This is a genomic window from Streptomyces sp. NPDC051909 (assembly GCF_040681095.1).
Lineage (GTDB): Bacteria > Actinomycetota > Actinomycetes > Streptomycetales > Streptomycetaceae > Streptomyces.
Genome location: NZ_JBFAYA010000029.1, coordinates 14,991 through 28,343, shown reverse-complemented (window position 1 = coordinate 28,343; position 13,353 = coordinate 14,991). Strand labels below are relative to the sequence as shown.

Here is a 13,353-nt window from a genome sequence, read left to right as displayed (position 1 = left end):
TCGTGACGGATCAGTCACAGGAGCCCTCGGTGTCCGTCCTCGTGGCGGACACCGAGGGGGTCCTCCTCGCAGAAGTACGGGCCGGTGCCCTGCACCGGCTCCACCGGATGCCCGGGGCCGCGGCGAAGGGGCCCGGCGTCCGGGTCTCCGCGGTGCGCCACGACAACGGACTCACCGTCGTCGCGCCCCTGGCACAGAGCGCCGTTCCGCTCCTGGCCGGCCCCGACGACGGGTCGGCGCCGCAGCCGGTCCCGGGGATCCCGGACCGTCCGGAGCGTCCCGACGTCAACGGTGTGGGCCGGGACGGCACGGCGCTCGTGACCGTCGAGGACCGCACCACCGCCCACCGGCTCCACGGCCACCTCCACGCCCTTCCCTGGGGTGCCGGAGAGTGGATCCCCGTGGCGGTGCCGACGACGTTCAGCCTCACGAACGTCGTCGGCACCGCGCCGGCCCCCGGCTCCGGCGGACACCTGCTGTACGTCACCGGAGCCACCGCCGACGCACCCGGTGTGTCGGTCCACGAGATGCGGCCGGCGCTGTTCGAGGTCGATCCCGGCCGGGGCACGACCACCGAGGTGCCGCTGCCGGGGAAGGGGCCCGAGCGGCCTCTGAAGGACCGGCTCCGGCTGTCGGGCATCGACCCCGCCGCGGGCAGGCTGGAGCGGGGCGCGTTCCACCGGGACGTCCTCGTCGCCTCCGCGTCGTACGGCCACGCCTTCGAGCAGCAGGTGCTCCACGCCGTCGACCTGGCCACCGGCCGCTGGTCCACGGCCCGCCTGAGGGAGGACGACGAGCCGCTCGACCTGTGGGTCACGGCCGACGGCACCGCCCGTGCCGTCACCGCCTTCGGCGAGCTCTGGACCTCGCCGGAGGGCCGGGCATGGCAGCGCACGCGACTCGCGGGGCTCCCGCCCGGGGAGCTGCGGGACGCCGCCTTCACCGACGGACGACTGCTGCTCGTCACGGAGGCCGGCGCGGTCCTCGAACACACCCCGCACGGCTCGGGAGAGCCGCGGACGCTCCTCGGAGGGGGCGGGGACCGGATCCTCGCCGTGGTCCGGCCACCGGCCGGGGCCTCCCACGGATAGTCCGAACGCACACGACGGGCAGGCGGCCGACTCGGCCACCTGCCCGTCGCGTGCGTTCGGGCCCCGGGGCGGGGACCGGATCCGGAAGGCGTTGCCCTTCTGCATATCCTCATGCAGAGTTCATGGAGACTGAATAGACGGAAGGGGGACGGCAGGCATGAGCGACAGCCCGGCCGGACGGCTGCAGGCGCTCTTCGAGGGGCACCGGCTCACGCCGACCCAGCGGCGCATCGCGCACTGCATGGTGCGGCGCGCCGCCGACGTGCCCTTCCTGTCCAGCGTCGAGCTGGCCGAGCTCGCCGGGGTGAGCCAGCCCTCCGTGACCCGCTTCGCCGTGGCCCTCGGCTTCGACGGCTACCCGGCGCTGCGCAAGCACCTGCGCGACAGCGTGCCCGCGGTCGCCGAGGAGCACACCGAGCACAACGAGTACCAGCAGGCCGTGCTCGGCGAGATCGAGAACCTCAGGCACCTCGCCGAGCTGCTCGCCGACCCGACCCCGGTCGAGCGGGCCGGCCGGCTGCTGGCGGGCTCGCGCCCGCTGCCCGTGCTCGGCCTGCGCGCCGCCTCCTCGCAGGCCCGTGGCTTCGCGTACTTCGCCGGCAAGGTGCACCCGGACGTCCGGCTGCTCGACGAGGGCGGCTCGATGCTCGACGACCGCATCGACGCGGCCGTACGGGCCGGGGCCTCGGCACTGCTGTGCTTCGCGCTGCCCCGCCACCCGCGCGAGGTCGTCGACGCGCTCGCACACGCGCGTGCGGCCGGTCTGAAGGTGGTGACCGTCGCGGAGTCCGCCTTCGCGCCCGTCGCCACCCACAGCGACCTGCTCATCCCGGCCGCCGTCGGCACCGGCCTGGCCTTCGACACCGCCTGCGCGCCGATGCTGCTCGGCCGGGTGCTCCTGGAGGCGATGGCGGACGAACTGCCGGACGCCCAGGCCCGCCTGGAGGAGTTCGACACGAAGGCGGCGGCGCGGGGGCTCTTCGTCGACTAGGGCTTGGCCGGTTTCGGGGACTGGGGCCTGCCCGACCCTGATCCGCCGGACAGGCCCTAGCCCCGGCTCTCCACCGCCCGCGCCATCTCGTCCAGGTCCTTGCCGAGCGCCCGGGCGACCGCGCGCGAGCCGAAGCGGGCGAGCAGGCGGGTGAGCGGGCCGGGGGTGCGGTCGAGGGCGGGGCGGGCCGTGAAGGTCATCCGCAGGACGGTCGCGGTGGCGGCGGCCGCGGGGCCCTCGGGGCGGAGGGTGAGCTCGGAGACGTAGTGCATGCCGTGCGAGTCGGCGACCGTGACGTATCGCTCGGGGGGTTCGCAGACGGTCACCGTCATCTCCTCGGTGGCGGCCTTGCCGAGCATCCGCCGGGTCTCGCGCCAGCGGGTGCCCACCGCGAAGCCGCCCTCGGTGAGCACCTCGACCTTCTCGACGCCGGAGAGCAGCCGCGGCAGCCCGGGCAGGTCGGTGATCGACTCCCAGACGCGGCCGGGGGAGGCGGCGACACGGCGTTCCACGACGACGGAGGTGCCAGCTGTCATGCCTCCATGTCAGCATCCGGCGCCAAGGCGCGCACCGTCTCGCGCACCAGCGCGCCGGCCCGGTCGCCGCCGGATTCGGCCACGATCTCGTCGAGGGTCTGGGCGGGGCGCACGGTGGCGAAGGCGGTCCCGCCGTCGTCCGTCGGGGTGAATCCGTGCACGGCGGGCCGGGGCAGGCTGTTGTACGCGTAGTGGTGGGCGAAGTAGTACGCGCCGGTGTCCGGCACCGCCACCACGTCGCCGGGGCGCAGCGGCGGCAGGGCGCGGCCGGTGGCGAGCAGGTCCCCGGCGAAGCAGGCGGGCCCGGCCACGTCCTGGACGACCGGTTCGCCGGTCCGGGGCCGGCCCTCCGCGTCGTACGCGAGGATCCGCAGCGGCCAGGACTCGGGGGCGTAGACGGTGCGGGTGGCGATCTGGACGCCCGCGTGGGTGACGGCGATGGGGCGGCCGCCGGAGGTCTTGGTGTATTCGACCCGGGCCAGGACGGTGCCGTGCTTGGCGAGCAGCGAGCGCCCGAACTCGGTGACCAGCGCGTAGCGCCCGTCGAGCAGTCCGGGGACGGTCGCGGCGAGCAGCCTCGCGTAGTCGGCGTGGGTGGGGGTCTCCTCGTCCGAGGCGAAGTTGACCGGCAGCCCGCCGCCGATGTCGAGGGTGTCGATCTGCTGCCGCCCGGCCTTGGTGTTGATCTCCTCGGCGAGCGCGTACCCGGCGGCGACGCCTTCGGCCATCAGGGCGAGCGGGATGCCCTGGGAGCCGGTGTGGGTGTGCAGGCGGGTGAGCCAGGGGCGGTCGAGATACGCCTGGACGACGGCCTCGCGGGCGCCCTCGTCGCGCAGTGCCACGCCGAACTTGGAGGTCGGGGTCGCGGTGGAGAGCGCGCCGATGGAACCGGCGCCGACCTGCGGGTTCACCCGGAGTCCGAGCGGCGAGGCGGTGGGCGCGGAGCCGACGAGGGTGTCGAGCCTGGCCAGTTCCTGGAGGTTGTCGGCGTTGACGGCGATGCCGAGCGCGAGGGCCTGGCGCAGCTCGGCGGGGGTCTTGGCGGGGGAGTCGAGGACGGTGCGGGCGGGCGGGATGCCGGCGGCGCGGGCCAGGGCCAGCTCGCCGGGGCTCGCGACCTCGACGCCGAGCCCCGCCTCGTACAGGAGCCGGAGCACGGGCACGAGCGGGCAGGCCTTGACGGCGAAGGCGTGCAGCACGGGTGCCGTGGTGACGGCGGCGAAAGCGCTGGTCACAGCGGTGGCGGAGGCACGGATGCCGGTCACGTCGAGGAGTGCGGTGACGGGCTGCGCGGGGGAGAGGAGTCCTTGCTCGACGGCGGCGCGGACGGCCCGGTCGCGTACGGAGAGCGTCATGCGTCCATGGCACCACCCGGCGGGTCGGACGCGCAGCTGTTGACTAAGTCTATTCAGCCGGTCAGGATGTGAATATCTGAATGAATAGAGCCGAGGAGGCACCGCCATGTCAGGACCCCGACCCGTACGGGCACCGCGCGGTACGGAACTGAGCGCCCTGGGATGGCAGCAGGAAGCCGCCCTCCGGATGCTCCAGAACAACCTCGACCCCGAGGTCGCCGAGCACCCCGACAAGCTCGTCGTCTACGGCGGCACCGGCAAGGCCGCCCGCGACTGGCGCTCCTTCGACGCCATGGTCCGCACCCTGCGCACGTTGAAGCAGGACGAGACCATGCTGGTCCAGTCCGGCCGCCCGGTCGGCGTCATGCAGACCCACGAGTGGGCCCCGCGCGTCCTCATCGCCAACTCCAACCTGGTCGGCGACTGGGCCAACTGGGAGGAGTTCCGGCGCCTGGAGGCCCTCGGCCTCACCATGTACGGCCAGATGACCGCCGGCTCCTGGATCTACATCGGCACCCAGGGCATCCTCCAGGGCACCTACGAGACCTTCGCCGCCGTCGCCGCGAAGAAGTTCAACGGCACCCTGGCCGGGACGATCACCCTGACCGCCGGCCTCGGCGGCATGGGCGGCGCCCAGCCGCTCGCCGTCACCATGAACGACGGCGTCGCCATCTGCATCGACGTCGACCCGCGCGCCATCGAGCGCCGCATCGAGCACCGCTACCTGGACGTCAAGGCCGACAACCTGGCCCACGCCCTCCAGCTCGCCACCGAGGCCCGCGACGCCCGCCGTCCGCTCTCCATCGGCCTCCTCGGCAACGCCGCCGAGCTGCTCCCGCAGATGCTCGCCGAGGGCGCGCCGATCGACATCGTGACGGACCAGACCTCCGCCCACGACCCGCTGTCCTACCTCCCCGTCGGCGTCGCCTTCGAGGACATGGCCGACGCCGCCGCCAAGGACCCGGCCGGGTTCACCCAGCGCGCCCGCGAGTCGATGGCCAAGCACGTCGAGGCCATGGTCGGCTTCATGGACGCCGGCGCCGAGGTCTTCGACTACGGCAACTCCATCCGCGGCGAGGCCCAGCTGGCCGGCTACGACCGCGCCTTCGCCTTCCCCGGCTTCGTCCCCGCCTACATCCGCCCGCTGTTCTGCGAGGGCAAGGGCCCGTTCCGCTGGGCCGCGCTCTCCGGCGAGGCCTCCGACATCCACAAGACGGACAAGGCGATCCTCGACCTCTTCCCCGAGAACGAGTCGCTGCACCGCTGGATCAAGATGGCCGGCGAGCGCGTCCACTTCCAGGGCCTGCCCGCCCGTATCTGCTGGCTCGGCCAGGGCGAGCGCGACAAGGCCGGCGCCATGTTCAACGACATGGTCGCCGACGGCACCCTCGCCGCCCCGCTCGCGATCGGCCGCGACCACCTCGACTGCGGCTCGGTGGCCTCCCCGTACCGCGAGACCGAGGCCATGCTCGACGGCTCCGACGCCATCGCCGACTGGCCGCTGCTCAACGCCATGGTCAACGTCGCCTCCGGCGCCTCCTGGGTCTCCATCCATCACGGCGGCGGCGTCGGCATGGGCCGCTCCATCCACGCCGGCCAGGTCTCCGTGGCCGACGGCACCAAGCTCGCCGGCGAGAAGATCCGCCGCGTGCTGACCAACGACCCCGGCATGGGCGTCATCCGCCACGTCGACGCCGGCTACGACATCGCCGAGCGGGTCGCCGACGAGAAGGGCGTCCGCGTCCCGATGCGTGAGGGTGACTCCGCGTGACCTCGTCCCACGACGCCGCCGAGGCGCCCCGCGGCTCCGCCCGGGCCGCCTCGGCGGGGCGGGGGGACTCCCCCTCGTTCCACGCCATGTGGCGCAGCCTCCACGGAATCGGCCGCAACGCGGACTCCGGCGGCTACCGCCGCTACGCCTGGACCGCCGCCGACGCCGACTGCCGCCTCTGGTTCCGGATGCAGGCCGAGGCCCGCCGGCTCGACGTCGAGACCGACCGCAACGGCAACCAGTGGGCCTGGCTCGGCGACCCCACCGCGGGCGACGCCGTCGTCACCGGCTCCCACCTGGACTCCGTGCCCGACGGCGGCGCCTTCGACGGCCCGCTCGGCGTCGTGTCCTCCTTCGCCGCCCTCGACGAACTCCGCGCCCGCGGCGTCTCGTTCAAGCGGCCCCTCGCCATCGTCAACTTCGGCGACGAGGAGGGCGCCCGCTTCGGGCTCGCCTGCGTCGGCTCCCGGCTCACCTCCGGGCAGCTGACCAGGGAGAAGGCCTTCGAGCTGCGCGACGCGGACGGGATCTCGCTGCCGCAGGCCATGGAGGCCGCCGGATACGACCCCGAGGCCATCGGCCACGACCCCGAGCGGCTCGCCCGCATCGGCGCCTTCGTGGAGCTCCACGTCGAGCAGGGCCGCGCCCTCGACCTGTCCGGCGACCCCGTCGGCATCGCCTCCGCCATCTGGCCGCACGGCCGCTGGCGGTACGACTTCCACGGCGAGGCCAACCACGCGGGCACCACCCGGCTCGTCGACCGGCGCGACCCCATGCTGCCGTACGCCGAGACCGTCCTCGCGGCCCGCCGCGAGGCCGAACTCGCGGGCGCCGTCGCCACCTTCGGCAAGATCGCCGTCGAGCCCAACGGCGTCAACGCCATCCCGTCGCTGGTGCGCGGCTGGCTCGACGCCCGCGCCGCCGACCAGGAGTCCCTGGACGCCGTCGTCGCCGGCATCGAGGCCGCCGCCCGCGACCACGCCGTCCGCCGGGGCGTCGACCTCGCCGTCGTACGGGAGTCGTTCACGCCGGTCGTCGAGTTCGGGCACGCCCTGCGCGAGGAGCTGAGCCGGCTGCTCGCCGACGCGACCGGTGCCAAGGTCCCGGTCCTCGGCACCGGCGCCGGACACGACGCGGGCATCCTGTCCGCCTCGATCCCGACCGCCATGCTGTTCGTACGCAACCCCACGGGCGTCTCGCACTCCCCGGCCGAGTTCGCGGCCGAGGACGACTGCGTCGCGGGCGTCCACGCACTCGCCGACGTACTGGAGGGCCTCGCGTGCAGGTGACGTACTGGCTGGAGCACGCCTGGCTCGACACGCACGTCGAGCCGGGCGTGGTCCTGGACGCGTCCACGACGGACGGCCGGATCACCGCCGTACGGACCGGGGCCGAGGCCCCGCCGCCCGGCGCCGTCGTCCTGCGCGGCCTGACGATCCCGGGCCTCGCGAACGCCCACTCGCACGCCTTCCACCGGGCCCTGCGCGGCACCGTCCAGGTCGGCAGCGGCACCTTCTGGACCTGGCGCGAGGTCATGTACGGGGTGGCCCAACGACTCACCCCCGACAGCTACTTCGCGCTCGCGCGCGCGGTGTACGCGGAGATGGCCCTTGCCGGCATCACGGCCGTCGGCGAGTTCCACTACCTCCACCACGCACCCGGCGGCACCCCCTACGCCGACCCCAACGCCATGGGCGACGCCCTGATCGCGGCCGCCGCAGACGCCGGCATCCGCATCACCCTCCTCGACACCGCCTACCTCTCCTCCGGCTTCGGCGCCGCCCCCGAGCAGCACCAGCTCCGCTTCTCCGACGGGACGGCGGACGCCTGGGCCGAGCGCGTCTCGGCGCTCAAAGAGCGCGAGGGCGTACGGATCGGCGCCGCCGTCCACTCCGTGCGCGCGGTCCCGGCCGAGCAGCTGTCCACCGTGGCCCGGTGGGCCCAGGACCGCGAGGCCCCCCTCCACGTCCACCTCTCCGAGCAGACCGCCGAGAACGAGGCCTGCCTCGCCGCCCACGGCCGCACCCCGACCCAGCTGCTCGCCGACCACGGCGTGCTCGGCGCGCGCACGACGGGCGTCCACAACACCCACATGACGGACGCCGACGTCTCCCTGATCGGCTCGACGTCCACCGGCACCTGCATGTGCCCGACGACCGAACGCGACCTCGCCGACGGCATCGGCCCCGCCGTCGCCCTCCAGCGGGCCGGCTCCCCGCTCTCGCTCGGCAGCGACAGCCACGCCGTCATCGACCTCCTGGAGGAGGCGCGCGCGATGGAGCTGAACGAGCGCCTGCGGACCCGGACCCGCGGCCACTGGACAGCGGCGGCGCTGCTCCGCGCGGCCACGACCGACGGCCACGCGGCCCTCGGCTGGTCCGAGGCCGGCCGCCTGGAGACGGGCGCGCTCGCCGACTTCACGACGATCGCGCTCGACTCCGTCAGGACAGCGGGGCCGGTGCCGCGTCTGGCAGCCGAGACGGCGGTATTCGCAGCGTCGGCCGCGGACGTGCGGCACACGATCGTGGGCGGACGCCAGGTCGTCCGGGACGGGGTCCACACATCCGTCCCCGACGTGGCACAGACCCTCGCGGATTCGATCGCCGCCCTGCGCGGCTGAGCTGACCGAAGGAGAGACCCCTCACCATGAACAAGGGCCCCGCGGCGACGAACAACCCGGTGGCGAGCTCCGGCCCCACGAGCGCGAACAGCGCCGTGGCGGCCACCGCCACGGTGATCACCAACATTGCCAGTCTCGTCACCAACGACCCCTCCCTCGGTGATGGTTCGCCACTCGGTCTGATCCAGGACGCGGCCGTCGTCGTGGACGGCGACCGCGTCGTCTGGGTCGGTGAGACAAGCAAAGCACCGGCCACTGACAACCGGGTCGACGTCGGCGGCCGCGCGGTCGTCCCCGGCTTCGTCGACTCCCACTCCCACCTCGTCTTCGCGGGCGACCGCACCGCCGAGTTCAACGCCCGCATGTCCGGCCAGGCCTACAAGGCCGGCGGCATCCGTACCACCGTCGCCGCGACCCGCGCCGCCACCGACGCCGAACTGTCCGCCAACGTCGCCCGCTACATGTGGGAGGCGCTGCGCCAGGGCACCACCACCTTCGAGACCAAGTCCGGCTACGGTCTCACCGTCGAGGACGAGGCCCGCGCGCTGCGCATCGCCGCCGAGCACACCGACGAGGTCACCTACCTCGGCGCGCACATCGTGTCGCCGGACTACGCCGACGACCCGGCCGGGTACGTGAAACTGGTGACCGGCGAGATGCTGGACGCCTGCGCGCCGTACGCCCGCTGGGTCGACGTGTTCTGCGAGAAGGGCGCCTTCGACGGCGACCAGGCCCGCGCGATCCTCAAGGCCGGCCAGGCGAAGGGCCTGCAGGCCCGCGTCCACGCCAACCAGCTGACGTACGGCCCCGGCGTGCAGCTCGCGGTCGAGCTGGGCGCGGCGAGCGCCGACCACTGCACCCACCTCACGGACGCCGACATCGACGCCCTCGCCCAGGGCGACACGGTGGCGACGCTGCTCCCCGGCGCGGAGTTCTCCACGCGCGCGCAGTGGCCTGACGCGCGGCGGCTGCTCGACGTGGGCGTCACGGTCGCGCTGTCCACGGACTGCAACCCCGGCTCGTCCTTCACCTCCTCGATGCCCTTCTGCATCGCGCTCGCCGTCCGCGACATGCTGATGACCCCCGACGAGGCGCTCTGGTCCGCCACCGCCGGCGGCGCCGCGGCCCTCCGCCGCACCGACATCGGCCGCCTCACCCCCGGCGCCCGCGCCGACCTGATCGTCCTGGACGCACCGTCGCACGTGCACCTGGCGTACCGCCCGGGTGTGCCACTGGTCGCGGAGGTCTGGCGCAAGGGCGTGCGGACGATCTGACGGCACCGCGCCCGCAGTGACCCGGGCCCGCACGCTCACGCGAGCCACAGGCCCGAGCGGCGGTGGCGGAAGGGTGGGATGTCGAGGGTGTCCGTGGCCGTCGGGGCGGCGTTCGCCAGGCGTACGGCGGCGGTGAGGGCGGTACGGAGGCGGGCGCGGGCCCGGCGCTCCTCGACGGCCGCCCAGCGGCCGACCGTGGCGTCGTGCTGGTGACGCGGGAAGGAATGGAACGCGACCTCGCGGCGGGTGCCGCGGCGCGGGTCGTGGAGCACCACGACATGCCAGGGCGCGCCGGGGCGCTCGGGCCGCTCGGCGTGGGCGGGCGGGATGTGGTGGGCGGTGCGCGACACGGGAACTCCTCCGGCGGCGACCGCCAGGACTCTCCTGGCGGGCTACCGGAAGCCGGTGGGGCCGGTGGCGCGGGCGTGGGCGGCGTGAAGCACCGTGATATCCAACAGCATCGGTGACCGGTCGCGTGCGAGAGTGGCGGCATGGGGCATTCACGGGCCTATCCCGTCTTCCGGAGTGACGACGCCGACGCCGCCTACGCGCGGGCTCAGGCGCTGTGCCGCGGCCTTGAGTTCGTCGAGGACGAGCGGTGGGTGGAGGCTCTGGTCGGGGGTGTCGAGCGGGTGCGGGCGGTGGCGGGGGTCGTGCCCGGGGCGGTGTTCGAGGGGGCCGACAAGGAGACGTACGACCCGTGGGGGGAGCACGGGCGGGCGGACGGGCTTGCGGTGTGGGTGTTCGAGGAACACGCCTCCGCGGACGTGGAGTTGCCGTTCCTCAGGGCCGTCGGGGACGACCCGGCGATGATCGGGTGGCGGGGGCGCTGGCCCGGAGCGGACGGGTCCGAGCAGTACGACGGGGTGCAGGTGTCGTTCCACGGTGACGACGTCGAGCTGGACCCGGAGCGGCCCGCCGGGACGCACACCGTCTTCCTGCACGTCGACAAGCGCTGCCCGCCCGAGCGGGCCCGGGAGCTCGCCGCCCTCGCCGGATGCCGGCTGCTCGGCGAGGTCCGGATCGGCTGGTAGGGGGGGGCTGCCGAGGGGCTACCCGGCGAGGGAGACGATCAGCTCCCCGGCCGCCGGAATCGCCGCCCGCTCCTCCGCCGAGAGGTGCGGGTCCCGGGCCCGCAGGGCGGTCGCCTCGGGAACGTACGGGGTGACCGGGGCGGGAAGGCGGGCCAGGAGCGCGGTCAGGGCGGCGCGGGCCCCGGGGGCGTAGGGGGCGGGGGAGAGCGCGGCCTCCGCGAGGAGGAGCGCGGACATCGCGCGGTCCAGGCCCGCCGGGCCCTCTCGGGCGGTGCGCCAGTCGATGACGACGGGGCCCGCCGGGGTGAGGACCACGTTGCCGGGATGCAGGTCCAGATGGATCCACGGGGTGGCGTGGAGGCGGACAAGGAGGTCCGCGAGCAGGGCGCCCGCCGCCTCGGGGGTGACCGTGCCGGTCACGGCGGCGTCCAGGAGGGTGGGGCCGGTGAGGCGTTCCATGACGAGGTCGGGGCCCTCGGCACGGTCCACGGCCGGCACGGGGTAGCCGTGGGCCGCGAGCTCCCGCATGATCCGGGCCTCGCGGCCGGCGTCGCCGCCGTCGCGGTAGCGCCGCAGCACCCGGCCGTCCCCGGCCTTGTACACATCGGCCGACCGGCCCGTACCGATCAGGACACCCGTCGTCATGGCCCAACTGTACGCAGAGGCCGAAGCGTTGAGATGACGGACTACTCCTCCGCCGTCAGGCCCCTGCGCAGCCGCGCCAGCGTCCGCGACAGCAGCCGCGAGACGTGCATCTGCGAGATGCCCAGCTCCTCGCCGATCTCCGACTGGGTCAGACCGGCCGTGAAGCGCAGCGACAGGATGCGGCGTTCGCGGGCCGGCAGGGACGCGATCAGCGGTTTGAGCGACTCGATGTACTCGATGCCCTCCAGGCCGTGGTCCTCGTAGCCGAGCCGGTCGGCGAGCGTCGCGCCACCGTCCGATTCGGTCTCCTCCGGCGGGGCGTCCAGCGAGCTCGCGGTGTACGCGTTGGCCGCGGCCATGCCCTCGACGACCTCGTCGGTGCCGATGCCCAGTTCACGGGCCAGCTCGTCGACGGTGGGCGCCCGGTCCAGGCGCTGGGCGAGTTCGTCGCCGGCCTTGGCCAGGTCGAGGCGGAGCTCCTGGAGCCTGCGCGGGACGTGCACCGACCACGAGGTGTCGCGGAAGAAGCGCTTGATCTCGCCGATGATCGTCGGCATCGCGAAGGTGGGGAACTCGACGCCGCGGGCCAGTTCGAAGCGGTCGATCGCCTTGATGAGGCCGATGGTGCCGACCTGGACGATGTCCTCCATCGGTTCGCTGCGGGTGCGGAACCGCGAGGCGGCGAACTTGACCAGGGCCAGGTTGAGTTCGATCAGGGTGTTGCGGACGTACGCGTACTCGTGGGTGCCCTCCTCCAGGTCGCCCAGGCGGGCGAAGAGGTTCTTCGAGAGGGCGCGCGCGTCGAGCGGCGCGATCTCGTCGAGGGGCGGGATGTGCGGCAGTTCCGCGCGTTCCGGCACCTCGAGGGGTACGAGGGGTACGTCGAGGCGGGGGGACATGGGTCTCCTCCAGGGTTGTCTCTGCGTCTCTGCTGCGGTTTGCGGCGCCTCCGAAGCCGGCCGTGGGAAATGTGGTCCCTACTAGCCCTACCTGCTCGACCCTGATGGTTGCAAGTGGCAATTGTCTGCTTTGGCATGCTTCGGGTGTGGAGCTTGTGTGCGGTGCACGGGGGCGCGCTTGTATGGTTCGACGCATGTACCGGCAGCACATCGGCAGCGCACCCGAGCGGTTTCGGGTCGAGGTCCGGACCGTGGGGGCGAGCGAGGTGCTCACCCCGGTGGGTGAGCTCGATCACCACACCGCCGAACTGTTGCGTGCGCCACTCGACCACGCGCTCGACGAGGGCCGCACACGCCTCGTACTCGACTGCTCACGCCTCGAGTTCTGCGACTCCACCGGACTGAACGTCCTGCTGGCCGCCCGGCTCCGGGCGGACGCCGCCGGCGGCGGGGTCCATCTGGCCGCGATGCGGCCGCCGGTCGCGCGGGTCTTCGAGATCACGGGCGCGGAGGCCGTCTTCACCCTCCACGAGTCGCTCGAATCCGCGCTCCCGCATCCCGGCTGAGCGCACACCCCTCCGCCCGGCTCTCCGCCCGCCGTCCGGCGGCCCGGCCCGCCAGGCCCCCTGTCCTGAACTCGTCAATCGATGGCACGGTATCGGTGAGGTGAAGCGTTGAAGGAGACCGCCTCCGGCGACCTCGAGGTCCGCACCCTCGCCCTTGGGTCGGCCAGCGGCACCGTCCCGCTGGCCCGCGACTTCACCAGGCAGCTGCTCCACGAGTGGGGCTGGCTGCCGGCCGCCACCGCGGACCGCCGGGCCGCCGCCGAGGACGTCCTCCTCGTCGTCTCCGAACTGGTCACCAACGCCTGCCTGCACGCCGAGGGCCCGGAGAGCCTGCGCGTCCTGCGCCTCGCCGAGGTGCTCCGCCTGGAGGTCGCCGACCGCGGCGCCGGCCAGCCCGCCCCGCGCACCCCGCACCGGGCCGGGCGCCCCGGCGGGCACGGCATGTTCATCGTGCAGCGACTCTGCCGCGCCTGGGGCATCGACCGGGTCCCGGGCGCCCCGGGCAAGACGGTCTGGGCGGAACTCGCCGCGCCCGCATAGGACTTTCACACCCTTCTCTCTTCCCTCCACA

Annotated in this window: 14 protein-coding genes; 9 read left to right on the top strand and 5 right to left on the bottom strand. The window is 73.8% G+C overall.

The annotated features are described in order from the left end of the window. The first annotated feature begins 2 nt into the window (after window positions 1-2). Both AB0M18_RS31500 and AB0M18_RS31495 read left to right on the top strand, forming a co-directional pair. Window positions 3-1,091 (top strand): hypothetical protein, encoded by a 1,089-nt coding sequence (locus AB0M18_RS31500; protein WP_365764057.1) that lies wholly within the window; start codon window positions 3-5, stop codon window positions 1,089-1,091. A 157-nt stretch (window positions 1,092-1,248) separates the two neighbouring features. Next, window positions 1,249-2,082 (top strand): MurR/RpiR family transcriptional regulator, encoded by an 834-nt coding sequence (locus tag AB0M18_RS31495; RefSeq protein ID WP_365764055.1) that lies wholly within the window; start codon window positions 1,249-1,251, stop codon window positions 2,080-2,082. A 56-nt stretch (window positions 2,083-2,138) separates the two neighbouring features. On the opposite strand, the gene AB0M18_RS31490 is transcribed toward AB0M18_RS31495, so the two are convergent. Continuing rightward, entirely contained in the window at window positions 2,139-2,618 is a 480-nt protein-coding gene (locus AB0M18_RS31490) for an SRPBCC family protein (protein ID WP_365764053.1), read from the bottom strand. Further along, a complete protein-coding gene (locus AB0M18_RS31485; protein ID WP_365764051.1) occupies window positions 2,615-3,973 on the bottom strand; it encodes a diaminopimelate decarboxylase in 1,359 nt (452 codons plus the stop codon). The genes AB0M18_RS31490 and AB0M18_RS31485 overlap by 4 nt, the downstream gene beginning before the upstream one ends. Window positions 3,974-4,079: 106 nt before the next feature. On the opposite strand from AB0M18_RS31485, the gene hutU reads away from it, so the two are divergent. From hutU to hutI, 4 genes are all read left to right on the top strand, one after another. After that, window positions 4,080-5,744 (top strand): urocanate hydratase, encoded by a 1,665-nt coding sequence (gene hutU / locus AB0M18_RS31480; protein WP_365764049.1) that lies wholly within the window; start codon window positions 4,080-4,082, stop codon window positions 5,742-5,744. 86 nt (window positions 5,745-5,830) lie between these two features. Then, window positions 5,831-7,033 (top strand): allantoate amidohydrolase, encoded by a 1,203-nt coding sequence (locus tag AB0M18_RS31475; protein ID WP_365764112.1) that lies wholly within the window; start codon window positions 5,831-5,833, stop codon window positions 7,031-7,033. Then, window positions 7,024-8,364 carry a formimidoylglutamate deiminase gene (locus tag AB0M18_RS31470; RefSeq protein WP_365764047.1) on the top strand — a complete coding sequence of 447 codons (1,341 nt, stop codon included), beginning with the start codon at window positions 7,024-7,026 and terminating at the stop codon, window positions 8,362-8,364. Before AB0M18_RS31475 ends, AB0M18_RS31470 begins: the two co-directional genes overlap by 10 nt. 26 nt (window positions 8,365-8,390) lie before the next feature. Further along, window positions 8,391-9,638: an imidazolonepropionase gene (gene hutI / locus AB0M18_RS31465; RefSeq protein ID WP_365764044.1), complete on the top strand. Its 1,248-nt coding sequence runs from the start codon at window positions 8,391-8,393 to the stop codon at window positions 9,636-9,638. Between the two features lie 35 nt (window positions 9,639-9,673). On the opposite strand, the gene AB0M18_RS31460 is transcribed toward hutI, so the two are convergent. Continuing rightward, window positions 9,674-9,988, bottom strand: coding sequence for a hypothetical protein (locus tag AB0M18_RS31460; protein ID WP_365764042.1), 315 nt, complete (start codon window positions 9,986-9,988; stop codon window positions 9,674-9,676). A gap of 141 nt (window positions 9,989-10,129) precedes the next feature. Between AB0M18_RS31460 and AB0M18_RS31455 the strand changes: the two genes are divergently transcribed. Beyond that, complete coding sequence (locus tag AB0M18_RS31455; protein WP_365764040.1) at window positions 10,130-10,672, top strand: hypothetical protein; 543 nt, start codon at window positions 10,130-10,132, stop codon at window positions 10,670-10,672. An 18-nt stretch (window positions 10,673-10,690) separates the two neighbouring features. Here AB0M18_RS31455 and AB0M18_RS31450 read toward each other — a convergent pair whose 3' ends face one another. Next, window positions 10,691-11,317, bottom strand: a complete 627-nt coding sequence (locus AB0M18_RS31450) for a phosphotransferase (protein ID WP_365764038.1) — start codon at window positions 11,315-11,317, stop codon at window positions 10,691-10,693. A gap of 41 nt (window positions 11,318-11,358) precedes the next feature. After that, window positions 11,359-12,216: an RNA polymerase sigma factor SigF gene (locus tag AB0M18_RS31445; protein WP_365764036.1), complete on the bottom strand. Its 858-nt coding sequence runs from the start codon at window positions 12,214-12,216 to the stop codon at window positions 11,359-11,361. 194 nt (window positions 12,217-12,410) lie between these two features. Here AB0M18_RS31445 and AB0M18_RS31440 point away from each other — a divergent pair, with 194 nt between their 5' ends. Beyond that, window positions 12,411-12,782, top strand: coding sequence for an STAS domain-containing protein (locus AB0M18_RS31440; RefSeq protein ID WP_365764034.1), 372 nt, complete (start codon window positions 12,411-12,413; stop codon window positions 12,780-12,782). A 108-nt stretch (window positions 12,783-12,890) separates the two neighbouring features. Continuing rightward, window positions 12,891-13,322: an ATP-binding protein gene (locus tag AB0M18_RS31435; protein WP_365764032.1), complete on the top strand. Its 432-nt coding sequence runs from the start codon at window positions 12,891-12,893 to the stop codon at window positions 13,320-13,322. The last annotated feature ends 31 nt before the right edge of the window (window positions 13,323-13,353 follow it).